The sequence below is a fragment of the Syntrophomonas sp. UBA1041 genome (assembly GCF_002316705.1).
In the GTDB taxonomy this organism is placed as follows: Bacteria; Bacillota; Syntrophomonadia; order Syntrophomonadales; family Syntrophomonadaceae; genus DTU019.
Genome location: NZ_DCEA01000090.1, coordinates 1 through 24,028 on the forward strand (window position 1 = coordinate 1; position 24,028 = coordinate 24,028).

Here is a 24,028-nt window from a genome sequence, read left to right on the forward strand (position 1 = left end):
TGCGAAAGACTATTGACGGTACCAAAATTCCTGCTGCGCCTCTCCGTGATGGACGCCTTTACGACGGAACAGGCGCGTTATGTGACGGAGGAAAACCACGCCGGGGAAATCCTCAAAAAGCTGCGGCGGGAAAACGCCTTCATTTCCTGCGACGAGGCCGGGGGCGTTTACAAAATTCACAATGTGCCGGGAAGCTATTTCCATTTAATAATGATTTGGGCAATCGTGGTGAAACAGATCTTTTCCTGTTTGCATTCGCTTGCTTAAGAATCGCCAGAAATTATTCTGCCGCTCAGCTGTTTTCCCCGTTTTTTTGCTCCAGCTCCTTCTGCCTTCCGACCCACGCGCCAAAGGCAGCGGCTTTCGCCGCCTCTGAATCGTCATCCAGATAAATGATTTCCTTGCCGCCGAAATGATCCTCAAACACCGCCGGCAGGTGATCCCGATAGCAATAGAGCGTCAGCTTGGGGCAGTTGACAAAGGCCCTGGGCAAAATGGTGGTGACGGAGCGGGGAATTTTGATTTCACGCAGGTTCGGACAATTTAAAAACGCGTCGTTGAGCAGTGCCCCCGTTCGGTTGAGGTCGACCGTTTCGATGAACCTGCTCCCTTTTCCAAAGGAGGTGCGCCCGATAATTTCCACCTCGTCCGGCAGCTTGATGTTCGGTTCGGTTCCCAGATACTCCTTCAGCAGCCCGTGTTCGATCTGAAAGTCGCCGATGGTTATGATGTCATGGCCGATTGGCGCGCCGACAGCGGGATTGCTGTGCGCGGTAACGGGCCAGCTCTCTGCCGCCGGGCCGGCCGGTGATGCGGGCGTTTGCGGCGCCTGCGGGGTATAGCCCACGTTTCGCCGCATTCCCAGCCGCTTGAACGCGGAGGTATATTTATAGAGGTATTCCTCCTCGGTCATCTTGTATTGAAGAATGGCCTGCTTGGTTGCGATCTGCAGCTTGAGTCCCCCCTGCAGGACGGTCTCCTCGAGATGGATGGCAAGAAACGGCTTTTTATCGCCGATAGCAAAGTTTATCTCATTTTGTACATTTAGCGAGCCAGCTGACGCGGGCGTGATGAAAACCACGAACAACGAGCATTTTTCCAATGCGTCGGCAATCTCGTCCGTCCATTCGTTCCCCGGGGCAATGCCCTCGTCATACCAGACGTTGTAGCCGTTTTCGTTGAAGCCCTTGATCTGCGCGAACACCTTCTCGGAGTCCACGTGGGCATAGCTGATAAAAATGTACCGCTCATTCCCCCGGTAGGCCGGGAAAGGCATCCGCCCTACATTTGGGATAAGTATGCTCTCAGCCGGGCTATCTTGTTTTTTAAATCGGTCAAAAATCCCCATATTCAGTTACTCCTTTCGATATATCGCCATGCCAATGCGCGCAAGCAGCACGGGCATGTTCTGCACCGGGTCACGGTCCAGCTGTTTGATGTCGTCCGGCAGCTTATGGTAAGGAACAAGATAGGGGGTCCGCTTTTTGGCTGCATCCACAACCGCTCCCGGCGTCCAGCCTGTCGACATCCGTTCGGCAACCCACGCCTCGTGCTCTTTTTGGGCCAGAACCTCCACATACTCCGGCGGGATTTCGGCAACGCTTTCCTTCGCGGGGTCCGCCGGGCCCATGACAAAGCCCATATGACGCAGCTTTTCCGGGATGTCCATGGCCTGGCGCAGGTTGGAATATTTCAGCGCGTCGGGCAGCGTATCAAAATCAGGATATTTCAGTGGCTTATCGGAATAGCGCTCCTGTTGTTTTTCATTGTATAACTCATGTATGGCACGGGCCAGCCGCTCAAGGTCGTCCAATGCAGGACGGGGAATGATTCCTGTGTACTTAGGTGGAAGCGTCGGTTTTTTCAACGCCTTGCAGTGGATGGATACCGTGTTAAAGAGTTCATCCAGCGCCAGCAGCCTGTAGAGTAATTTTTTCTTTTCTCTTGAGAAATCCACCGATAGCGAGCCGTTATGGGTGATCAATGTGAGATCCAATCGGCTGTCCGTAATTGTGAGCCTCGCTTCTGCGGCCAGCGTGCGCTGCTTATCCTGGATGCCATAGGCCTCGCGATTCCACTCTTGAAGCTCATCGCAGAGGATCAGAAGGAATGCGATCGGGTGCGTGGAGGGGCTGAGCGCGCCGAGATGAAAGGGCTTTTTCTGCATCATATTCTTATAGCAGTTGTGCAGAAGAATAGCGCTGGCGCTATCCAGAACAGGCCAGAAAAAATACTCCGGCTTGTAGTTCGCCGATTGGATCAGATAACCGTACCATTTTAATACAATGATGGCACTGTAATAGCCGTGATCGACAAATCCGAATTTCGCCATCACGTGGACAAAATCATCCAGCGCGTATTTGACAGCCTTCAAGTCAATGTCAAGGGAGGTATGGATTCTATGCGCCAGTAGATCCACGGGCTTGAGCGTATCGATATATACGCTGTCCTCATAACGGTCAAAATAGCAGCGCGTAAATTCACGCTTGGGAATCACTTCGGAAATGCGGTTAAGCCTGTCAAAATTGGCAAATGAAAGCTGGACATTAACAAGTTCGCCTTCGTCCTCCACGGCTGTGGTAAAATCGATAAATTTATTGATCTGCCGTCCAACGATTTCCACGGGATAGCCTACGTCGTGAAACAGCGAGGCCAGCCCCCAGCGGTAAAAGAACTCCTCGTTTTTTGTACTGTAGGCATGGGGATAGTCGTCTGCGCCCAGTATGATTTTGCGAAAAGCGGCGCGGTAATGGGTATTCTGCGCATGAACGCAAAGGCCGAGAATAAAAACATTGACGGAATGAATGTAGTGATCGCGTTGCTTATCAATAAGGAGCGCGGCGTTTTCTTCGTAGCTTTTCAGCACATCCAGCAGGTCGATAAAAGGATTTGATGCTCCGGGTAGCCTGATCCGATAGCTGTCGAAAAATGTGCGGTAAACCGCAAACGCGGTCTCTTTTGTTTCATGCTTTAGAAACTCGAATATAGCCTGACGCATGAATATTTTGTAGCAGTGGCCGCGCTTCACGTCCTCAAAAACCTCAAGCTCGTTAAAAAATCGTTCGACATATTTGCTCATATCATTCATTTGCTTACCCTCCAACTATATCTACCGAACCTAATGCCGCGACAGGATCATTATTATATAATATAGCGCTTTCTGCAATGCCAGAGGGGTGTGATGTCTTCGCACTGGAACAATAAGTAACCAATACCTCATCCACTTTGGATGCTGCAGTCATTTGTCCGCCAAGTAATTCTACAGTCCGATGTTTGCTTTTTTCATATGCCGTCCTTGCAGCAGATCGCGGATGCCATACAGTATTCGAAAGCCGGGCTGTTGCGTTATTTCCCTAGCAAGGAGGCTATCTACCGCGCCGCTATCGCAGCAGCACATGATCAAGCACTCTATCAATAAATAAAAGAGGCCATCCCGTTATGAGTTCCGATATTATAAAACCAAGGAATCAATATGAAATTTCCGTTTTTTGCTATCTGCTTTTAACCACACCGTACAGCTGCAGCCTCCGGAGGGGTCGTTTCTGAAGCGGACGCGGCCCCCGTGGACCGCCACAATACGCTTCACAATGCGAAGCCCCAACCCATGACCCAAAGATGCTTCGGGAAGCGTATTCCGGTTTAAAAGCGCCAACTGCTCATCAGAAAAGCCTGTTCCGTCATCCTGAACAGTCAGCCGGAGCAGTTTTCTTTCCGCGCATAATTCAATCCGAATCGAACAGCCTTGCGGGTTGTGGTGTACACTGTTGCCAATCAGATTATTAAGCAGGCGAACCAGCAGCGCCCTGTCGCCGCGCAGCTGCAAAGCTACGGCGGCAGGGTCGATTTCTACCTCAACAGGGTATTTTTCATCCAGGTCGGCATTCAGAAAATCCGCCGCCGCTTCGCGGACAAGCGCAGCCATGGAAAGACGTTCGGTTTGCAGCGGCTCCATGGCGTATTCCAGACGACTTACAAGATTCAGGTCGGCAATAAGCAAACGCATTTCTTCTCCCTTGCGGCGGATAATACCTGCTTGCTGCCTTTGCTTATCCGGCAGAGCACCTCCGTTCTCCAGGCTCGCGGCATAGCCGAGCACCACCGAAAGCGGTGTCCGGATATCGTGAGAAACTCCCGATATCCATTCGGCGCGTGCCGCGTCCCTGTTTTTGTGCCAGCGTCCCGTCATCCGCACGGATACGGTCAGAATTACAAGAAAATTACACACCAGAGCCACCCCAAACCAAACGGGCCAGAAATAAAGTTGTGCAACCGGCATTTCCAGCGGATATTTCCAGGCCGAATCCTTAGGTGCGCCCAGTACAAACAGGCCGTCTTCCACACCCCATACCTTGACCGGATAATCGTTAAGATACCAGCGGGAAAAAACGGCCACATCGGAAAGGGTATACTGCTCCGCTACTTCTACAGGTTTTTCATACGCCCATACGACCTTTCCCGTTTCATCGGAAATAAGCATGGCCCAATAGTCGTTTGCCGCGAGAGCATCCATTATTTCTTCAGGAAGCATGTAGCCGCCGTTGGTATGCCCCAGTGCCTCGGCGTATGGGGAGACCCGCGGCTCACTTCCTTTATCTGAAAGAGTAACGACCGCATAGGAAAATAGCCCGATGTTCACCACCAAACCTACCGCTAAAATAGCCGCCAGCAAGGCTGCCAGCCGCAATGCGCTGTGCAGTGCGCGTTTGGGCTTCATGGCGCCTTCGCCTCCTTCAGCAGCCGGTATCCCAGACCGCGCACCGTGATAAGCCAGCGCGGGTGGGAAGGATCAGCTTCGATCTTTTCCCGCAGGCGGCGTATGTGTACCATCAACGTGTTATCATAGCCGATGTTCTCGTCATTCCACGCCGCCAAACACAGGCTGTCCATCGTGACGATATGGCCACGGTTTTCGTTCAACTTGGAAAGCAATGCGTATTCCTTTGCGGTCAGTATCTTTTCTTCTCCGTTTCCCGTCACGGCGCCACTGCTCATATCCACCGTCACGCCGCCAAGAAGAATCCGTTCCGGCGAAGAGGGCTCGGTCATATAGGTACGGCGCAGGACAGCCTGAAGGCGAAGCGTCAGCTCCCGAGGCAGAAATGGTTTTGTGATATAATCATCCGCGCCAAGGCCCAGCCCCCGCAGACGCGCCTCGTCCTCGTCCCGCGCGGAAAGAAACAGTACCGGGACGTCCGCCTGCCGCCGCAGCTGCGAAAACAGTCCAAAACCGTCGCCGTCCGGAAGCATCACATCCAACAGCACTGCCTGCGGCGCAAAATCCTGTGCGACGGTCAAAGCATCCGCCGCAGTGAGCACGGTCCTGATCTGATCAAATCCTTCCTGCCGCAGCAGGGTATCCAGCATGGCCAGCACTTCCGGCTCGTCATCCACCAGAAGCAGCCGCGCTTCGTGTATATCCTGCACAGTACCCGCTCCTTTCTGCCGTTTATGCTTCTATTATAATAGTCTGCTGTTGCGCCGCTGCGGAAAAACTGAAAATTTAAGGTAAATGTAAGCCTGTCGTCAGCGACATGTAAGGCGGGCGCGGTATCCTGTGGAGGAAAACAGGAAGGAGATCTGCTATGGACTATTGTATTACTACCGACCGCCTTACCAAGCGCTATGGACAGGAAGTTTCCGTAAACCGTATCGGTCTTGCCGTTCCCATCGGAACGGTATACGGCTTTCTTGGCCCGAACGGCGCGGGCAAGACCACGACAATGAAGATGCTGCTGGGACTTGTGCATCCCACCGAGGGAGATATCTGCGTGCTGGGACAGAACGTAAACGAGAAGAACCGCTTGTCCGTCCTTCGAAATGTGGGCTCCCTCATCGACTCGCCCAGCTATTACGGCCATCTTACGGCCCGGGAGAATCTGGAGATCGTGCGTTCGCTGCGTGGCCTGCCCAAGGGAGAAATTGATGCGGCTCTGGACACGGTACGACTGACCGGGACTGGCAATAAACAGGCTTCGAAATTTTCTCTGGGCATGAAGCAGCGACTTGGAATCGCCGCCGCGCTGATGGGCAGGCCAAAGCTGATGATTCTGGATGAACCCACAAACGGCCTCGACCCCGCCGGGATACAGGAAATGCGGGAGCTGATTAAATCTCTCCCTGCTCAGTATGGCATGACGGTAATGGTATCAAGTCATCTTCTGTCTGAGATCGGCCAGATTGCCGACCATGTGGGCATCATCCGAAAAGGCGAGCTTGTGTTTCAGGACACCCTTGCGTCTCTGCATGCCAAAAGCAGCCGCCATCTGGCGCTGCGCACCAGCGACAACGAGCGGGCCGCAACGCTTCTGCCGAATTCCAAAGGCACGGACGGCTGGCTTACACTGCCGCAGCTTACGGACGAACAGGCGGCAGAGGCAAGCCTTTTACTGGCGCAAAACGGCATAGGGATTATGCGCATGGAACAGCGCGAAAAGAGCCTTGAGGACATCTTTCTGGAGATGACCGGAACGGAGGCGGCTTTATGAACATGCTGCGGCTTGAATTCTATAAGGCCCGTCGCAAGCATTACTGGCTCATTGTTGCGGCTATGAGCGGGATGCAGGCGTTGTGGCTTATATGGGCCTTTCGGCGCATCGATGCCCGCGACCTTGTCCAGGGGTACCTGGAGAGTCTGTACCAGTTTACCATGCTTAATTCCATTGTGCTGCCCGTGATGACCGCGGTGCTTGTCTCCAGACTGTGTGACATCGAACACAAGGGCAGCGCCCTGAAGGTACTGTTTACGATGCAACCCTCCGGCACGCTGTTCGACGCGAAGTTTCTCTGCGCGGGCATTCATCTTGCAGCGGCAGTGGGGTTCCAGATAGCGGTCATTTTGCTGATGGGACACGTCAAAGGCTTCGGTTCCCCAACGCCGACCGCGGACTTCGTCTTGTATTTCGGCTCACAGCTGTTGTGCAGCTTGTTCCTGGCGCTGTTTCTTCAAATCCTTGCGCTGCGGCACGTCAACCAGTTCATCCCGCTGGCCGCGGGGCTCATCACAGGCTTTCTCGGCCTGATGGCGATGTTCTTTCCGGCGTGGGTCATGCGGCTGGTGCCCAGCGCCTATTACGGTTTGCTTTCCACGGTGCACATGGACTGGGACCGGGCCGCGGGCATCGTGACGTATTACCGGGCGCCGTTCCCGGTCGCGGACTGTGCGCTGCTCACCGCCGCCCTCGTGATTTTATATTGGTTTGGCCGCAAAAGTTTTGTTAAAAGGGAGGTGTAAGCCGTGCTGTTCACTGTCGTAAAAATTGAAATCCTAAAGCTGCGCCGCGCGCCGGTATGGATCGCCTTTTTCACACTGCCGCTTCTGGCGGCTGTTATGGGCACCTTTAACTATCTTCAGAACATCAGTATCCTCACAAAAGAATGGTACAGCTTATGGACGCAGCACACAATCTTTTCCAGCTTCTTCTTCCTGCCGTCGCTTATCGGCGTGCTGTGCGCTTATCAATGGCGGCTGGAACATCGGGAAAACAATTGGAACAGCCTGATGACCCTTCCGGTTTCGGCGCAGAGTATTTTCACGGGAAAGCTCATCGTTTCAGCGGGACTGGTCCTTCTGACGCAGACGCTCACCGGCGCGCTGTTCATTGCCTGCGGGAAATATGCGGGATTGCCGGGCGCGGTGCCTTCCGACTTACCACGCTGGCTTCTTCTGGGTGCGTGCGCGGGCCTATCCATCGCGTCGGTGCAACTGGCCCTCTCAATGATCGTCAAAAGCTTTGCCATCCCCGTGGGGATCGCACTGATGGGAGGCATCCTGGGGCTTGTCATGGCGAGTTCGGGATGGGGACTTTTCTGCCCCTATTCCTTGCTGGCACTCGGTATGAATGCCAACGGCAGCGGGTACCTGACGGCCGGAGATACCCTTCCATTTTTTGTTTCCTGCGCTGTGTTTACACTATTGCCGACGCTGTTCGCCGTGTGGTGGCTAAAAAAGAAAGATGTCTGATTGTCATGAGATTTTGAGCAAGAAGCAAAACTCCCCATTGGCCTCAGCCAATGGGGAGGGTCAATCAAGACATATTGGAGTGGCTGGCCCTTCCATTATGTCTTGATTGGCGATAAACAGAAATTTATTAAGCCTTCAACATTGAGCAAAGAACGACTTCAGCAATTCAACATACTTTTTAGGATGCACTAAACTCAATTCGCCATGTCTCATTGCCGGTGCGATGTAAAGCTCGCTGTCTTTGATGGCTTCGTGCAACCGTTGGGCAGATTTTTTCATAACTCCAATTTCATTTTCTCCGATAATAATCAAAACCTTTGATTGGGTATCCTCAATGCTGTTTTTTAAGTTATAATTACCGTTACTCAATGTTATATTGATCAGCGATTGCTTTGATATTTTCAGACTATCTCGATAATACTTTTCAAACATATCGTCAGGAACACAAAGCGTTTTTGCCTGCAGTTTGGAAAACCACCTGCTCTTAACCAATCCATATAAAAGTTTATATGCCGGAATAGTCATAGCCGCAGTTCCTTTGATTGGATATACCAATGCACTTTCAATAATGGCATATTGTGCAATATCTGCTCTTTGAGATAAGACCTCTGTTATTATTTGTGCACCGATTGACAATCCACCAACTGCGAATACTTTACCATTATAGTTTGCATCAATATAATCGATAAGTTTTTCAGCGGAATCCTGGATGCTTACAAATTCCTCATCGCCATTCTCGCCATGGCCATCAATGATAGGGGTAACTATATGAAATTCAGATTGTAGATGTTCAACGACACTTTGCAGGGACCAAGAAGAAAGGCCGCCGCCATGCATCAAAATAATTGTGGGCATTTGTTTGTTTGCAGTTCCTTCGAATATCATTTTTAATATCCTTTCGCAGGGTATAACTCTTCCTGACAAATTCCTGTTCGCAGGGTGCTTTTAGTCATATAATTCACCCGAATTTCAATTTATATTATATATACAGAAAAAACGGAAGCAGCATTGCTTTACAATCGGTTGCTTCCAGAACAGCGTTTCGCAGCCAATATTTATCTCAAGGTTAATGATATGACGCGGCTCGAAAATCACCTGAGAGCGGGATGGGTTGTTGGCTTGTCTTGCTATCGCAATATACACGTCATCAGCTCGTTTAAGCCAATCTGTTAAAAAGGCTGTTTTCCCATAACCTAGAAAGCGCTGCTTTTGAGTCTTTTGAAATTTAAATAAGGAAACGCATATACTTCCATAAAATATGCCACAGTATATAGTACGTAACCCTCATTGAGATAAAATCGTATCGCTTAAAACTTGAGACTTTTGGAAAGAACCTCCATGCTTTGGTGCAAAGATGATGTGAATACAGATTCCAGAAAGCTTATTGCAACATACGTGAAGATGATTACTGGAAGCAATGGTGGAGGTGATATAAGTGAGTAACCAAATTGAGAAAAAACATATCCGTGTCAATGGCGTCGGTATAACATGCTATTGCGCCGGAGACGGTAACGATACGATCGTACTATTGCATGGCGCTGGTGTGGATTCAGCAATGCTTTCCTGGGCCGAGGTGATCCCGTTGCTATCCAGCCGATATCAAGTCATCGCGCCGGATCTGCCGGGATATGGAGCAAGCGACCGGATAAACGGCGAATATACATTGGCATTTTATACAGATATCGTCAAGGGCATCATCGAAACATTTGGGGGTAAACCCGTTATCCTAATCGGGCTGTCCTTAGGAGGCGGTATATGCCTGAATATGGCGCTAATATATCCGGAGCTTATTAGGGTTCTTGTGCCGGTTAACGCCTGGGGATTATTTGAAAAATTGCCATGGCATCGGCCAATTCATTGGTTTGTTCGTTCAAAGTTCAACGACAATTTGTACGCATGGACGAACAAATATCCATCCATTATCAGATTCTCCTTAAAATACAATTTATTTGGCGACAAATCAAAGGTGAGCGAAGATTTGGTCGCTGAAATACATAAAGCCATGCTGGAGCCTGATGCAGGAAAGCCATTCATCTCCTTTCAGAGAAGCGAGATTACGCCTGCGGGCTTCACGACAGATTTGTTTGGGAGGCTTGAAGAAATAAGTGCCCCCACATTGCTTATACACGGCTCTCTTGACAAAGCCGTTCCTGTAAAAGGCGCTCATCTTGCCAGCAAGGGGATTCCCGATTGTGAGATATATTTAATGGAAGGATGTAAGCATTGGCCTCAAAAAGAACGTCCGGAAGAGTTCGCAAATGCCCTACAATCGTATCTTGAGAGAAAATTATAAATAAGAAGCTTTTTGGAACCATGCGTTGAACGCGTCGTTTTCATTAACAAAAACGGGGAGGTGCATTTCCGATAAAGGATTGCATTCGGCAAAATTTGTACCTTGCTAAAATACTCCTAAATGCAAGAGGGGGATGCAATTTTTTTGCCTTGCAGGCTTGAAGTAAGCAATCATAGCCATTTCGAGTTGGCCGCGCTATGCCGCGAGGTTTCAATGAGAAGGCAGTAATTACCCAAAACCCCGTTTTACGGGATCTTTCAGACATAGGTACGATGAAAGCCACCCCTAATAGGTGGCTTTCATTATATCAAAAGATGTCCTTTTCTTTGAGAAGTTAGGTAAATATAGATGCCGCATTCATATTCGCGGTGGCATCGCCGCCTTTTATAGAAGTTAAAACCGGCGTTCTGCAATTATGCCGAAAACACCTATTTCGTAATAGTCGCCATTGTACGCTGCGAATTTGATTCGTCATTTTGGCAGCCTTCTGATCTCTTCCACTAGGCGGTCCGCTTCCGCATTCATATCGTAAAATTCCACGCTCCGAATCTTCCATTCGCCGCCGGTATAGTGATATATCGTGTGCAGATAAGTCAGATCGTTCGGCAGCACGGCCGCGATCATTTCTGTCGTGACAAGCTCGGGCAGATAAGAGCCGGGGACGCTTTGAAGCTTCATTTCAATAAAGGAAGCCTGACAGAGTTCCTCCCCGTTCTGAAAGAGTTCCTCCCCGTAATATTGATAAGCTGATAGTTCGAGGTCGGAAAGTCTCACCGCCTTTTCGGAGCCATTTGCCGTGAGGCGCGCGGCTTGATTGCTTTCGTCAACGCTTATCTCAAACGGCGTACCGTCTGTAATTTTAGATACATCGACTTTTTTAAGGATCCCGTCCCATAAGCTGTAAAGCTCATAATGCTGGCTGCCGATGGTGCTCGCCGTATCTAGCGACACGAGAAAATCAACCGAATCTGTCCCCACGATATGCCCCGCCGCAATGGAAGTTCCGACTCCAAAGCCGTATCCCTCAAAAACCGGGACGGAGACTTCCGTTTCGCCGTCCCTGTAGACAAACGTCCACTGTCTCGAATCACGCGCCGTTGCGATGAGCTCGGCGGTTTCTTTCTCTCCGTCGCCGTCCAGGTCCGCTTTCAGGGAAGATGTCGCACTGGCTTCCAATCTGGTTGCGACGCCTATATCGTACGAGTAATAGATCTTGTTCTCCCCGGACGAAGATCCGGCCGGGTTGACGCCAATCTTTTTCATGCTTTGCAGGAGCGGGATCACGTCGTTGGGCTCCCGTGCATTAATCGCGTACCATACACCGGGTTCCGCTTCCCAGGAGGCTTCCGTCATGGGCATATTACCGTTGTAAATGAAGGAAAGCATTCCCTGCGATCCGGTCAGGGCCTGCCCGCTGTCTTTTATCGCGCCTATGATCTGCCGGGCATAGTTCGCTGTGCTCGAACCACCGTCAGGATACGCGGTGACGAAAAAACGCCACCCGTCTTTTTGCCAGGTGATGGCCGTGCCGCCGGCAGCGTCCGGGTCGCCGATGTATTCTCTCCCGTTGATCTCGTCGGGCAGGCGGATGTTATTTATCGTAATATTGTCGCCGGTCCTGAACTGCGTTTCCAGCGGCTGTTCAGAAGGTTCGCCGACATTGCCGGAAAGGACGCCGTACCAATCCGCATCCGAGCGTGCCCGGCTCGTGTTCCCCAAAGGCAGTTGATAGAGCTGTATGGAAAAGCTCCCGTCTTTTACTTCAGGAGAAACGGACCACTCTTTCCCATCGCTGGGAGAAGGGAGATAAGTCGGCAATAAAACAGGGAAGTCGCAGGTCTTCACTAATTCTTCGGCTGCAGATTGCAGGGGCGCGGCGATATCGCTTATGCCGGCTTTTGTATACTGCGCCGTGTTTTCATCTATAACCGCGCTGCCTGCGTTTCCGAGCACGGCGGCGCAGCCCGTAAGCAGGAGAGCCAAAGCAAGCATCAAGGCAACTGCCCATTTGGATTTCTTTTTGTGCTGCATAATGCTGATCAGCCTTTCTTTCAGTTCTTTCTTGTCTTCGCATAAGGTTGTGGCCAGAATGCCTGACGGCAGCTTCCTGTTTGCCGAGAGCGCGAGCAGCGTGTTTCCGTAGGATTGCTTTTCATCTGCCGGCATTCCGCTTATGACCGCCTCGTCACAGGAAAGTTCGCAGGCCCGGCTGATTTCTCTGCGGATCGGCAGCATAAGCGGGTTAAACCAATGCAGCGACGTCACCGCTACGGCCAGCCATTTGTAAAGCACATCTTTCCGCCTGTAATGCATAAGCTCGTGACGCAGTATGTTCGCAAGCTCTCCGCCCTTGCCGCTGTGGACATAGGCAAGCTGAGGAAGGACGATCACCGGGCGCAGAATGCCAATGAGCATCGGCGTGGAGACATGGCTGCTGCAGGCCATGTGGAGGCGATGATTTCCGCGCATCTGTTCGAATACCGCAAGGTCGCCGCTGTGCGGTGCTGCGCAGGAGCGCCGAATGCGCCGCGAAAAGCATGTATACGCAGTACTGAACCACACCAGGCTGGCAACCGCACCCGCCAGCCATATCCAAAAAAGATTATCCCTGACCAGGTTCCATACGCTCGAAAGCCGGTGTGAATCCGCAGCCTTGTTCTGCTGCGGTGCTGCCGGGAGGGTTTGTGTATCGAAAGGAACGGCTGTCTGTCCGTCTATCTGCATGGTTCCGGTTCCCGCCGGAAGGCCGGTCTGTTCAGTCACTGTGCTGTTCACGCCTGGATTTTCCATGCCGAAGCCAAACAAGGAATCCATCATATTCACAGGCACGCTAATCGGCACAACAAGACGCAGCAGCACCAGCGCCAGTAAAGAGCCGGATACCGACAGGGAAAGGATTGTTATGAACGCATTATTCATGTTTTCCACCCGCGTTGAACAACGTGGAAAGCTCTTCAATGTCCTTCTCGTCCAGCTGACCGCCCGACACCAGCGATGCCACCAGGTTTTTTGCGCTGCCGGCAAAAATCTTTTCCACGAAAGTTCGTGTAGACCACTGATTATATTCTTCTTCTGTTACAATCGCGCTGTATACTCCACGCCTTTCCAGCTTGACGATATCTTTTGCCAACAGTCTGCGGAGCAAAGTCTTTATTGTGGAATCTTCCCACCCGCAGCGTGAGGAAAGCACACGGCGTATTTCAATGAGCGGCAGGGGGTCTCCTGACTCCCAAAGCACACGCATTACTTCAAGCTCGGAATCCTGAATTTTACTGGCAAGCTGGTTCATACTGTCTCCTCCAAAAGTTTACTCGAGTCATCTATGATTAAAGTTTACGGCAGTAGCCTATATTTGTCAAGCGTATCAAAAAAAATTTTCCTTGACCAAGCGCCTCGGCTGCATTCTCCTGCCAAACGCAAAAAACGCCGTAAAACGGCGTTTGGTGAGACTGTCCGAAAAGTAGCCCTATACATTTCCAGATGGGATAATTTATGGTATAATAAACGTGTAAAAGTCAATGATTGAAGTGATACTATGCAGTACATTCAGAAAGAATCGAGGGGGCAGATCACCTTTCTTCCAGACTGCATTGAGGACTATATCTCTGAAGATAATCCGGTCCGCGTCATTGATGCCCTTGTTGACAGTCTGGACCTTCCTGTCCTTGGGTTTACCCATGCTTCTCTTTGTGAAACAGGCAGTAAAATGGTATGGTGGCGCCCACTATGTATTATGCAGGGGAATTAGAAAGGTTACAGGTGAGATTGGCCTTAGTTTTCTTGCCTACAATCTAAAAAGAGCAATTAAATATGATAGGAACAAAGGCACTTATCGAGGGAATCCTGGCCGGATAACCTCTTTTTTTATTAAATTCTATCAAAAAACGCGAAAAGCACCGGAAGTCCGATGCTTTTCGCGCCTGAAATTTCAACGTTTTCAGACAAATTGTGAGAAGTTAGGTGAATATAGATGCCATTCCCAATAGTATTCAGCGATAAAATGTCTGGTCAGAGAGGCTGTTTTGCCTAATTAATGTCTTGACCGGAACTCCAGCTTCTTGCTGTTGTTTCTATAATGAAAGGTCTTTTATTTATAAACTATAAAAACAGGTTTCTGTCCCGGAATAGAATTAAACAACGCTGTTGGGTGTGTCATTTTATACATATGATTCCATTCGCGTATAATGGAAAGCACTTCAATCCAGCTAAACTTAGGAGCTTGATCAAGTAGCTCTAACAAACCACTATCGCTTAGTATGCTTATATGGTTGCCTGGTGGTGCGTATGGTATGCCATCAACAAACTCCCAGGTAATATAGTTTTCATCATGTGATGGATATAGCTGAAACCAACGGCATGTACAGCCAAAGCCAATTTGAGCTATGCTTGTCCCTGTAGGTGCACCAACAATAGTCGCAACGCCCAAGGCCGAAAAATAATTTGTCTGCTCAAATAGCGATGAACGAAATGTAATTGCTGAGTAAGCGGCATCGGATGAATATGTTTTAGTCCGTCTTGCAAAGCAAATTATTAGATGTAATCCCTCGAGCTTGTTTTCCAATGAAAGTTTAGTGTCATCCCTATTTCGTTGATAGAAAAAGGGATAGAAGAAAGAGCTATGGCTTTTGATCCTCTCATATAAGTCATGTAAAACGATATATTCTGCAGTTCTTTCAGTTGAAAACCCCGTGATCAAATTTACACCACCGCCAAAACCTTTCCATCCTGTATGTAAAGATACAAAAATGTAGCAGCCCTTGTGTTGACAGAAAGCTTCCTACATTGATTTCCAAGACATACCTAAAGCAAATCCATGATTTTGATTCAATCGAGTAATGGCAGCACGATTAACATCGATAAAGTTTTTAAAACTTCGAGCCTGCGCGTACACACCGCCTTTTTCGAGACGCTCAATCTCTCGTTCCGCAGTAGTTAATAGCACTTCATAGCTCTCAAATGCTTCTTTATAACTCTGCTTATTCAGAAGATATATTTGATGTTTGAGGCAGCAAAGGTAGTGTTTGAACGCATCAGTTTCGCTAAAACCAGTAGCAGATGGAGGAACAGATGATTGGAAAATTTTATTGATACTTTCATCCAAAAAATCTTTGTCCTTGGACTTCATTGACAACAGGTATCCATTATTAAAAGCCCAGTCCATAAATGATAGCTTATACTCAGAAAGTGCTTCCGGATAATAAACCCAAGTGCTTTTTCTCTTCTGCTCATCAAGGTCGACAAACCTATTAGTAAAGCTCCTAACATTTTGCCACGTTCCCGAAGCCATTGCGTCTGCTTTTAATAAAGATATCGGCAACAACTGATGGTTTCCATATCCATAAATGACCTTTTTACCGGCTATTTTTAGTGTTGCACAGATATGAAGCACATTGGAAAGCCACATGGGATTGTCAATCAAATACTTTCTATCTAAGGCTTCTGCGATGACATAGTATCCGTTGACGTCAAGTTCAAGGATTTCTTGTAATACCGGCTCAATGGTTGCCTCGCTTTGAACTAAAAAGTCTTTTGGTAAAGCAAGTGTTGTGAACACAGGCTTATCATTCATCACTTTATGTGCAGCTTCAATAAACCGTTTGGATTGGGAAATGAATCGATTGGCCCACTCCGGGTCATAATTGTTTAGAATACTTGGTAAAATATACACTTTTGTATTGGCAATATCGTTATAACGCTTTATTTCTTTAATTTGTTTGTCGATTGTAGTATCACCCGCCTGCAAATTCGTGTTGAGATTACAATCCCAGTATCCATACTGAACTAAGCGTTTCAGTTCGCTCTTGGGACAATAACATTGTGGATCAAAATAACACTCGACCCCAGCCTTTTCAAAATCTTTACTCCATGCCGTCAATTGATCGGTCGTCATGTCCCGTGGACTTAAAATGACCGACGCACCATTCCACTTTTTGGCCAAATCAAGCGTGAGAGCTTTCATTCCATGTCCAAATTGTAAGTACAATTCCATCTAATACCCACCTCCTGCTTAGATCGACAGCGTTCCTAAAACTGTATAATACCATTCCAACGCCTTTTGTGCGCTTGGGGGACGTTTGCTAACCTGTTTTTGCATCAGAGTTTGAATCAGTCCAATAAGCTGACTATCTGTATCACCCGGTATTAGATAGTCTTGGGGTGTTACAGTTGCCGTTCGATACCAGACTTCATTGAGGTCAGCTTCTTTGCCGGTGATAAACGGATGCTTTCCAAAGATAGCTTGATATATAACTACACCTATTGAAAACAAATCTGCCCTGCTGTTTATTTTAGTCTTATTATATTGAAACAACTCCGGTGCACCGTATCCAGGAGTATGCGGACCTACCGCAACAGCCGTTAGTGTCAATGAAGTAAGGTTTAAATTTCTTGCAATTCCAAAATCAATGAGGCAATAGCTGCCGTTTTTTGCACAGATAATATTGTCTGGCTTGATATCCCGATGCACAATACCGAGTGATTCGAGTTTTGCTACAACAATGAGCAAACCTTCGAACAATTTAAGGCTCTGTTGCAAATTGAGAGGGCCGCGCTTAAAAACGTCTGTCAATGTTTCGCCATCTATGTATTCTTCGAAAAGGTAATGGTGTTCTATCCCGTTATGTTGAAAAGAAGAAATCTCTTTAATCTTAGGAACACCAGGGATATCATTCTGGTTAACAATGTCTATCTCACGCTGTATCCTCTCATCCATCCTTTTGATAATTTTCAACATTACTACGCCATATGCATCAGTATCAACCAAATAAACCCATTTTTGGCCTGATTCGGGATATGTTTTTATGACTTTCAGCGAAGGATACTTTTTTATCAATTCACCAATCAACATCCATACCTCCTCAGTTGTTCAGAATTCGGCCAATGCACTCGTTCAAGTATATTGAATTATAGTTAGATGGGAATCTGTTATGGCTCGCAGGGGAATAACAAGAAAACTGCTTATCATCATAAAGATAAATCCCAATTCCAAACGAGCTAATTCTCTCAACAACATTTGAGTCTGGCTCCCGTTTTCTCTTGGACAGCACAAAACTTTCAGAGGCAAATGTTTTGTTTAAAATGGCTTGTTGCATTACTTTGTCCCACTTGCTTATCTTTGCCTCCACGGCTTCAATACGTTTTACCCCAAAGATATTGCTCCTATTACGAACAATCCAACACCCATCTTTTCGATCAACAAGTTGTGCGTCCATAAGCGCCTCTAATGACTGTAAAAGCGTTCTATACTGAATGGATAATTCTCTGACTACTCGCTGAGAGGTCACATTCCTTTTGGAAAAAATAAAATGCAGTATTTTTAAATCATTGGTAGACAGTTTGTTTCTATTATCATTCCAATTCTCATAGAATTGAGGATTATACTCAGCAAAAACTACATCCGGGTATGCATCATTAATTTTTGTTTCAATAAAAATAATTAGCTGCTTTTGAGAAGTAGCTTTAAAGCTATCTTTTCTAAAGTTTATGAATTCGCTAACCATCTCAAATTCTTGCCCCTCTGTTATGGGCCTCGAATTAATTCCTAAAAAAGTATAGTTATCGTATACCTCAATAATTTCCAACCATTACACCTGCCCCTCATTATTCGGTTTGATATACCTTAGGACATCGTTAATCTCGCAGCCAAGCACAAAGCAGATTCGAGACAACACATCAAAATCGGGACGCTTAATTTTATTATTACAATATGCATTTAATTGCGTCCTTTGAAGATTTGCTTTTTCTGCCAAGGCATTTTTACTCATTTGACGCTCTTGTAGAAGGTCAACAATCAGTATTTCAATATGCCCGTAATCGACATCTGGCATTGCATCCCCTCCGATTATAGCGGTACATCGGTAGCATATCACAACGTGCAGATAACTGCAACTGTATATTTTCACACCTGCTTTTATTTACATGTGCAAATATCTGCAGTGATTAATCCCTTTGGTGCCCAATGATGCCCAACCTTTAATATAGAGTTTTTGACATTATCCTATAAAAACGCATAAGAAGAAAAAGCAGTTTTAATCCTTCAAAGCCCCTCGAAATTGGGAGATTTAACTAACAAGCAACTAATTTATAAAAATTTCCTGTGTTGAACTTCCTCAAAAGTCTCCTTGCTTATGATCGCCTCGTGATTATTCTCCATAAGATACATCGGCAACTCACCGTTGTTTTTTACCTGTTTATGAGTCAGGCAATTTTCAACATAGCTTTTCTGGGATAATACTGTTCCGATGTATTTCTCATTGGAAAGAATCCGATCAATGGTGGAAGTACTCCATTCGGACTTTCCGGTTGCCGTTTTTATGTCGTTCTTTTCAAGGTAAGATTTAATCTTGCGGCAGCCATAGCCTTTCAGGTATAAATCATAAATAAACCGGACTATTTTGGCTTCTTCTTCAACAATAACCAATTTGCCATTTGCATCTTTTGTGTAACCGAGGAAGTTGGTATGGTTCAGTTTTACATGACCTTTTTCAAAGCTGCGTTGAATTCCCCACTTGATATTCGCACTCTTCGACTCACTTTCACTTTGAGCAACAGCTGCAGCGGCGGCAATAATTTTTCGCATTCTCCAATCAGACGAATCCAACCTCTCCATTTCAAAATAAATTGTAATACCTAGACCGAGTAGTTCATTAAAGCTCCGTAAAAAGGGAAGGGTATTCCTCCCGAAACGGCTGATGGACTTGGTGATAATATAGTCAATTTTCCTGGCTCGGCAGTCTTTCATCATCCGGTTGAATGCGGTTCTGTTATCAAAGCGCGTACCCGACGCCTGCTCAGAATAGATACCCGCAAGTACCCAGCCCTCATGATTATTGATGTAATCTGTATAATATTGAATCTGCGAATCAAGACTGGTCTGTTGTTCTTCATAAGCTGTGCTGACTCTGCAGTAAGCGGCAACCTGCAAAACTTCTTTTTTGATAGGCGGTATTTCAATAACAATATTGTTGTTCATGAAATTAGTCTCCTTTCTTTTTTGACCAATAAAAAGACATGACTGTCAAAGACCCGTCATGTCGAAGTCATATTTTTTGATTGCTAATACATAAGTAAACTACATTTTCTTGTGCGCTTTTCACAAGAAAATGTAGCTTTTAACTTGGTGGAGACGAGGGGACTCGAACCCCTGACCCCCTCGTTGCGAACGAGGTGCTCTCCCAGCTGAGCCACGCCCCCACATATTTAAGTTGCCGGTGCCTCCCTGGTGAAATGCACCATTCATATTATATAGGTCTGGCCTCGATTATACAAGGGCTGCCGGCCTATGAATACTCAAGTCGAAATTGTTTTTCAGATAAGTCTGGCCTGACTATGCAAGGCTGCTACCCCCTGAGCACTCCTTTAATTAGAATCGGCTGCAAATCTCCGGGTAAGGGCTGACTATGTCTTTAAAAAAACAGCCAGACCCTACGGTCCGGCTGCATCTTCCTTAAGATTTCTTGGATTTTTTGGTGGATTTCTTTTCTTCAGAGGGCATTACATTCTCACTTCGGGGTGATGTGAAGGTGCCTTGTTCCATGACCTTGTCTTTCTTGCCTTTTTTGGCCATCCTTTAGACCTCCTTTCATTATTAGGCTGCGATAAAGAAATAAAAATATACTATCTGCATGGGCTAATCCGGGTTGACATTATGGCAAAAAATCAGGAGTCAAGATATGTATACCGGTTTACCGGTGATTTCCGCCACGATCTCCTGCAGGCGGTTCATTTCATCTGCTGCGGGCGGCTGGACCTCTTTTAACTCATAGCGCAGATTGAGCAGCTCCCATTTGTGCACTCCCAGGGTATGATAGGCCAGCAGTTCAATTCTTTTCACCGCATTCAATGGAGCCAGGAGTCGGGCCAGAGCGATAATGTCCTTTTCGGCATCGGTGTATCCGGGCAGCACTACATAGCGGATCCAGAGCGGGGTTCCGGCGGCGTTGACGGCTTTCAGGTTGGCGAGGTTTAAATCATTGCTCTGCCCGGTCAAGTAGCGGCTCTGTGCAGTACTGATGTGCTTTATATCGGCAAGAAAGAGGTCGGTGAAGGGCAGCACTGCCTGGACCCGGCCAGGGGGCACATATAATGAAGTGTCCAGAGCGGTGTGGATACCTTCGCCGTGGCAGCGCTCGAATACCTCGCGCACAAAGCAGTGCTGCAGCAGCGGTTCGCCTCCGGAAAAGGTTAAGCCCCCGCCCGAATTTCGGTAATAACCCAGACCGCGGCGAACCAAAGCCATCAGTTCTTCGCTGCTGTGATGAACGGTTGAGGCGGAGTCTTGCTCCCAGGTGTCGGGGTTCTGGCAATACCGGCAGCGCAGGTGGCAGCCCTGCAAAAACACCACCATGCGTATGCCCGGCCCGTCAAGGGTCGAAAAGGAGTCTATGGAGTGGATTCTGCCTTGCATAATGCCTCCCGGGTCGAGTCTAAAACTTTACATACGGCCGTAAAAGGTTCGGGTAATGATCTCTTCCTGCTGCTCGCGGGTCAGTTTGATAAAGTGCACCGCATACCCGGAGACGCGAATGGTCAGGTCCGGATAGCGTTCGGGATTTTCCATGGCTTCTTTCAGGGTTTCAACCTGCAGCACATTGACATTGATATGGTGCCCGCCCTGGCCGAAATAGCCGTGCAACAAGGCCAGCAGGTTGTTGATCTGCTCCTCCCGGCTTCTTCCCAGAGCCGAGGGGACGATAGAAAATGTGAAGGATATGCCGTCGCGGGCGTAATCATAGGGCAGTTTGGCCACCGAATTGCAGGCTGCCACCGCCCCATGCTCTTCGCGGCCGTGAAGGGGATTTGCCCCCGGGGCCAGAGGCTCGCCCTTTTTGCGGCCGTCCGGGGTCGAGCCGGTATGTTTGCCGTACATAACGTTGGAAGTGATGGTCAGAATGGAAAGGGTGTGTTCCGCCTGGCGGTAGGCCCGGTACTGCTTGAGATAGCGGGCGAATTCCTTGACCAGCTCTACGGCGATGCTGTCCACCCGGTCGTCATCATTGCCGAATTTGGGGTAGTTTCCCTCGACGATGAAGTCCTCTATAAGCCCCTGCGCGTTTCGTACCGGTTTTACCCGGGCATAGCGTATGGCGCTCAATGAATCAGCCACAACCGACAAGCCGGCAATGCCAAAAGACATGAAATAATGCACCCGGCTGTCGTGCAAGGCCATTTGCACCCGTTCGTAGGCATAACGGTCATGCATGTAATGGATGGTGTTCATGGTGTGGACATATAATTCCGCCAGCCATTGCATCTGTATCTTGAAGCGGTGCATCACTTCATTGAAGTCCAGAACATCCCCGGGATAAACCCCCATCTCGACCCCCACCTGTTTCCCGGTTATTTCATCGATACCGCCGTTTATAGCGTAGAGCAGGAGTTTGGCCAGATTGCAGCGCGCACCGAAGAACTGGGTCTGTTTGCCCATCACCATAGCCGACACGCAGCAGGCGATGCCATAGTCATCCCCGTAAATAGGCCGCATCAAGTCATCATTTTCATATTGCAGGGCGCTGGTGTCGATGGAGACCTGAGCGCAGAATTCCAAAAAAGGCCGGGGCAGCTGCTGCGACCAAAGTATGGTCAGATTGGGCTCCGGGCTGGGCCCCAGGTTATACAGGGTCTGCAGTATACGATAGCTGGTCTTGGTCACCAGGGGGCGCCCGTTTACATCACAGCCGCCGATGGCTTCAGTGATCCAGTTGGGATCCCCGGCAAATAGCTGATTGTATTCCGGGGTTCGCAGGTGGCGCACCAGGCGCAGCTTGATTACCAGTTGATCGATGAGCTCCTGGGCTTGTTCTTCGTTGATAACCCCTCGCTCCAGGTCGCGCTGCAGATAAATATCCAGGAAGGTTGAGATGCGCCCCAGGCTCATAGCGGCGCCGTTTTGTTCTTTGACCGCAGCCAGGTAGGCAAAATACAGCCACTGCACGGCCTCCTGGGCGGTCCCAGCAGGTTGGGAAATGTCGTAACCGTAATCAAAGGCCATGGCCTGCATATCCTTCAGGGCTTGTATCTGATCGAACAGCTCCTCGCGCTGGCCGATGCTGCCGATATCCATGGCGGTGCTCAGCTTGTGCAGATCATGCTGCTTATCGGCTATAAGCCGCGCTACCCCGTATAAAGGCACCCGGCGATAATCGCCGATAATGCGGCCGCGCCCGTAGGCGTCGGGAAGCCCGGTGATTATCCCCACTCTTCTGGCCAGGCGCATTTCCGGGGTATAGGCGGTGAAAACCCCTTCGTTATGGGTGCGCAGATATTGATGGAATAAGTCCGCCATTTCAGGGTTGAATTTATAGCCGTAAGCTTCGCAGGCTCTGATGCTGGTGCGCAGCCCGCCGTAAACCTGGATGGCTCTTTTGAGGGGATAATCGGTCTGCAGGCCAACAATAACCTCTAGATCCTGATCGATGTACCCGGGTTTATGGCTGTTGATGGTGATCGGGGTGTCGGCATCAATATCGTAAACCCCGCCGCGTTGATACTCTTCCTTGATCAGCTGCTGACAGCGCCGCCACAATAAACGGGTCCGTTCGCTAGGACCGCTTAAAAAGGAGGCATTTCCCGAATAGGGAGTAATGTTCTTCTGCACGAAATTCCGGACATCAATATCCCTTTGCCACCAGCCCCCTATAAATCCATGCCAGGATTGCATAATTCCACCTCCACAGGCTATTGTCTTTAGTATGTTCGCCGGGGCCGGTATTTACTCGGCGAGGATCAGCTATACCTCCCGCTATAGAAGATGACCGGGGTGATTTATCGTGTTATATTTGTATAGGAAAAAACCAGGCGGGTGATTTGATGATTATTTTACAAGCTGCCGGATTAGGTAAAACCCTGGCTGGCAGGCCTATACTGGACAATATAAATATGACCTTGCAGGCAGGTGAAAAGGCGGGGCTGGTCGGCGCCAACGGCAGCGGCAAGACCACTTTGTTAAAGTGCTTAAGCGGGCAACTGGAGGCCGAGCATGGGAACGTAATGCTGGGCAAGCACCAACAGCTCGGCTTTTTGGAGCAGCTTCCCCCCCGAGACCCGGAGGAAACTATCTGGGATATAGTAATGGGCAGCTTTAGCGATTTGTTGGATATACGGCAACGCTTAAGCGAGCTGGAGCAGGCTATCAGTTCCGGCCGCGGTGATGTGGATATGCTGCTCAAACAATACAGCCTTTTGCAGGACGAATACCATGACCGCAACGGCTATGCCTGTGAGACCATGGCCCGGCGCATCCTGGCCGGCCTGGGCATTGATCCCTGCCAGTACGATCTGCGTTTGGGGGAACTGAGCGGGGGACAGAAAACCCGGCTCGATCTGGCGCGGCTACTGGCCTTAAGTCCTAACATACTGCTGCTCGATGAGCCCACCAATCATTTGGACATGAGTGCGGTGGAATGGCTGGAGGAATACCTTAACGACTATTCCGGCACGGTACTGGTGGTTTCCCATGACCGCCGTTTTCTGGACCGGGTGGTTAACAAGATCTTTGAACTGCGGGAACGCAAACTGCGTGCTTTTGAAGGCAATTATTCTGCTTATATCGTTAAGGCGGAAGCCCAAGACCAGGCTCGGTTAAAGGCTTTTGAAAAGCAGCAGGAACAGATTCGTGAAACTGAAGCCTATATTGAACGCTATCGCTCCGGCATTAAAGCCCGCCAGGCCAGGGGCCGGCAGTCACAGTTAAGCCGTTTGGAGCGCCTGCAAAGACCGGCTCAGGAAATACGGCAGCATAGTTGGAAACTGCACAGCCGGCAGGACAGCGGCGAAAT

The 24,028-nt window shown here is 48.8% G+C and carries 22 protein-coding genes and 1 tRNA gene; 7 read left to right on the forward strand and 16 right to left on the reverse strand.

Going from position 1 to position 24,028, the window contains the following annotated elements:
- The coding region (locus B2633_RS13135; protein ID WP_483171165.1) for a winged helix-turn-helix domain-containing protein at positions 1-267 on the forward strand (267 nt) is incomplete at its 5' end.
- A 25-nt stretch (positions 268-292) separates the two neighbouring features.
- Here B2633_RS13135 and B2633_RS13140 read toward each other — a convergent pair.
- Both B2633_RS13140 and B2633_RS13145 read right to left on the reverse strand, forming a co-directional pair.
- Entirely contained in the window at positions 293-1,348 is a 1,056-nt protein-coding gene (locus B2633_RS13140) for a TIR domain-containing protein (protein WP_483171166.1), read from the reverse strand.
- 6 nt (positions 1,349-1,354) lie between these two features.
- Positions 1,355-3,088: a RyR domain-containing protein gene (locus tag B2633_RS13145; RefSeq protein WP_483171167.1), complete on the reverse strand. Its 1,734-nt coding sequence runs from the start codon at positions 3,086-3,088 to the stop codon at positions 1,355-1,357.
- 198 nt (positions 3,089-3,286) lie between these two features.
- Here B2633_RS13145 and B2633_RS13150 point away from each other — a divergent pair, with 198 nt between their 5' ends.
- Positions 3,287-3,418, forward strand: a complete 132-nt coding sequence (locus B2633_RS13150) for a TetR family transcriptional regulator (protein WP_483171189.1) — start codon at positions 3,287-3,289, stop codon at positions 3,416-3,418.
- Between the two features lie 33 nt (positions 3,419-3,451).
- Here the strand turns inward: B2633_RS13150 and B2633_RS13155 are convergent, their stop codons facing one another.
- Both B2633_RS13155 and B2633_RS13160 read right to left on the reverse strand, forming a co-directional pair.
- Positions 3,452-4,669, reverse strand: coding sequence for a sensor histidine kinase (locus B2633_RS13155; protein ID WP_483171168.1), 1,218 nt, complete (start codon positions 4,667-4,669; stop codon positions 3,452-3,454).
- Positions 4,670-4,710: 41 nt separating this feature from the next.
- Entirely contained in the window at positions 4,711-5,424 is a 714-nt protein-coding gene (locus tag B2633_RS13160; protein ID WP_483171169.1) for a response regulator transcription factor, read from the reverse strand.
- 158 nt (positions 5,425-5,582) lie between these two features.
- Here B2633_RS13160 and B2633_RS13165 point away from each other — a divergent pair, with 158 nt between their 5' ends.
- From B2633_RS13165 to B2633_RS13175, 3 genes are read left to right on the forward strand one after another with little or no spacing between them, the layout of a single operon-like run.
- Positions 5,583-6,485, forward strand: coding sequence for an ABC transporter ATP-binding protein (locus B2633_RS13165; RefSeq protein ID WP_483171170.1), 903 nt, complete (start codon positions 5,583-5,585; stop codon positions 6,483-6,485).
- Positions 6,482-7,231, forward strand: a complete 750-nt coding sequence (locus B2633_RS13170; RefSeq protein WP_483171171.1) for an ABC transporter permease — start codon at positions 6,482-6,484, stop codon at positions 7,229-7,231. The genes B2633_RS13165 and B2633_RS13170 overlap by 4 nt, the downstream gene beginning before the upstream one ends.
- Positions 7,232-7,234: 3 nt before the next feature.
- Positions 7,235-7,960 (forward strand): ABC transporter permease, encoded by a 726-nt coding sequence (locus B2633_RS13175; RefSeq protein ID WP_483171172.1) that lies wholly within the window; start codon positions 7,235-7,237, stop codon positions 7,958-7,960.
- Positions 7,961-8,095: 135 nt separating this feature from the next.
- Here the strand turns inward: B2633_RS13175 and B2633_RS13180 are convergent, their stop codons facing one another.
- The gene (locus B2633_RS13180; RefSeq protein WP_483171174.1) at positions 8,096-8,845 is read right to left on the reverse strand and encodes an alpha/beta fold hydrolase; all 750 of its coding nucleotides are present in this window, start codon (positions 8,843-8,845) and stop codon (positions 8,096-8,098) included.
- Positions 8,846-9,395: 550 nt separating this feature from the next.
- On the opposite strand from B2633_RS13180, the gene B2633_RS13185 reads away from it, so the two are divergent.
- Entirely contained in the window at positions 9,396-10,253 is an 858-nt protein-coding gene (locus B2633_RS13185; RefSeq protein WP_483171175.1) for an alpha/beta fold hydrolase, read from the forward strand.
- Positions 10,254-10,724: 471 nt separating this feature from the next.
- Here B2633_RS13185 and B2633_RS13190 read toward each other — a convergent pair whose 3' ends face one another.
- The 11 genes from B2633_RS13190 to pflB form a co-directional block, all read right to left on the reverse strand.
- On the reverse strand, positions 10,725-13,211 hold the full coding sequence (locus B2633_RS13190) for a M56 family metallopeptidase (RefSeq protein ID WP_483171176.1): 2,487 nt from the start codon (positions 13,209-13,211) through the stop codon (positions 10,725-10,727).
- Positions 13,165-13,542, reverse strand: coding sequence for a BlaI/MecI/CopY family transcriptional regulator (locus B2633_RS13195; protein WP_483171177.1), 378 nt, complete (start codon positions 13,540-13,542; stop codon positions 13,165-13,167). Before B2633_RS13195 ends, B2633_RS13190 begins: the two co-directional genes overlap by 47 nt.
- A gap of 798 nt (positions 13,543-14,340) precedes the next feature.
- Complete coding sequence (locus B2633_RS13200; protein ID WP_483171179.1) at positions 14,341-14,949, reverse strand: hypothetical protein; 609 nt, start codon at positions 14,947-14,949, stop codon at positions 14,341-14,343.
- A gap of 81 nt (positions 14,950-15,030) precedes the next feature.
- The gene (locus B2633_RS13205) at positions 15,031-16,242 is read right to left on the reverse strand and encodes a hypothetical protein (protein ID WP_483171180.1); all 1,212 of its coding nucleotides are present in this window, start codon (positions 16,240-16,242) and stop codon (positions 15,031-15,033) included.
- Positions 16,243-16,260: 18 nt separating this feature from the next.
- On the reverse strand, positions 16,261-17,100 hold the full coding sequence (locus B2633_RS13210) for a serine/threonine protein kinase (protein ID WP_483171181.1): 840 nt from the start codon (positions 17,098-17,100) through the stop codon (positions 16,261-16,263).
- Between the two features lie 10 nt (positions 17,101-17,110).
- Positions 17,111-17,833, reverse strand: coding sequence for a hypothetical protein (locus B2633_RS13215; protein WP_483171182.1), 723 nt, complete (start codon positions 17,831-17,833; stop codon positions 17,111-17,113).
- A gap of 3 nt (positions 17,834-17,836) precedes the next feature.
- Positions 17,837-18,079 carry a helix-turn-helix domain-containing protein gene (locus B2633_RS13220; protein WP_483171184.1) on the reverse strand — a complete coding sequence of 81 codons (243 nt, stop codon included), beginning with the start codon at positions 18,077-18,079 and terminating at the stop codon, positions 17,837-17,839.
- Positions 18,080-18,333: 254 nt separating this feature from the next.
- Positions 18,334-19,224, reverse strand: a complete 891-nt coding sequence (locus tag B2633_RS13225; protein ID WP_483171185.1) for a recombinase family protein — start codon at positions 19,222-19,224, stop codon at positions 18,334-18,336.
- Positions 19,225-19,369: 145 nt separating this feature from the next.
- A tRNA-Ala gene (locus B2633_RS13230) sits at positions 19,370-19,445 on the reverse strand.
- 472 nt (positions 19,446-19,917) lie between these two features.
- Entirely contained in the window at positions 19,918-20,658 is a 741-nt protein-coding gene (gene pflA, locus B2633_RS13235) for a pyruvate formate-lyase-activating protein (protein WP_483171186.1), read from the reverse strand.
- 27 nt (positions 20,659-20,685) lie between these two features.
- Positions 20,686-22,914, reverse strand: coding sequence for a formate C-acetyltransferase (pflB, locus tag B2633_RS13240; protein WP_483171190.1), 2,229 nt, complete (start codon positions 22,912-22,914; stop codon positions 20,686-20,688).
- A gap of 146 nt (positions 22,915-23,060) precedes the next feature.
- Here pflB and B2633_RS13245 point away from each other — a divergent pair.
- On the forward strand, positions 23,061-24,028 hold a 968-nt coding region (locus B2633_RS13245; protein WP_483171188.1), incomplete at its 3' end, for an ABC-F family ATP-binding cassette domain-containing protein.

Coding starts and splice junctions, on each gene's coding strand:
- B2633_RS13145 (WP_483171167.1), bottom strand. CDS start 3,088: ATGAATGATATGAGCAAATATGTCGAACGATTTTTTAACGAGCTTGAG.
- B2633_RS13220 (WP_483171184.1), bottom strand. CDS start 18,079: ATGCCAGATGTCGATTACGGGCATATTGAAATACTGATTGTTGACCTT.
- B2633_RS13140 (WP_483171166.1), bottom strand. CDS start 1,348: ATGGGGATTTTTGACCGATTTAAAAAACAAGATAGCCCGGCTGAGAGC.
- B2633_RS13170 (WP_483171171.1), top strand. CDS start 6,482: ATGAACATGCTGCGGCTTGAATTCTATAAGGCCCGTCGCAAGCATTAC.
- B2633_RS13165 (WP_483171170.1), top strand. CDS start 5,583: ATGGACTATTGTATTACTACCGACCGCCTTACCAAGCGCTATGGACAG.
- B2633_RS13195 (WP_483171177.1), bottom strand. CDS start 13,542: ATGAACCAGCTTGCCAGTAAAATTCAGGATTCCGAGCTTGAAGTAATG.
- B2633_RS13205 (WP_483171180.1), bottom strand. CDS start 16,242: ATGGAATTGTACTTACAATTTGGACATGGAATGAAAGCTCTCACGCTT.
- B2633_RS13150 (WP_483171189.1), top strand. CDS start 3,287: ATGCCGTCCTTGCAGCAGATCGCGGATGCCATACAGTATTCGAAAGCC.
- B2633_RS13225 (WP_483171185.1), bottom strand. CDS start 19,224: ATGAACAACAATATTGTTATTGAAATACCGCCTATCAAAAAAGAAGTT.
- B2633_RS13210 (WP_483171181.1), bottom strand. CDS start 17,100: ATGTTGATTGGTGAATTGATAAAAAAGTATCCTTCGCTGAAAGTCATA.
- pflA (WP_483171186.1), bottom strand. CDS start 20,658: ATGCAAGGCAGAATCCACTCCATAGACTCCTTTTCGACCCTTGACGGG.
- B2633_RS13180 (WP_483171174.1), bottom strand. CDS start 8,845: ATGATATTCGAAGGAACTGCAAACAAACAAATGCCCACAATTATTTTG.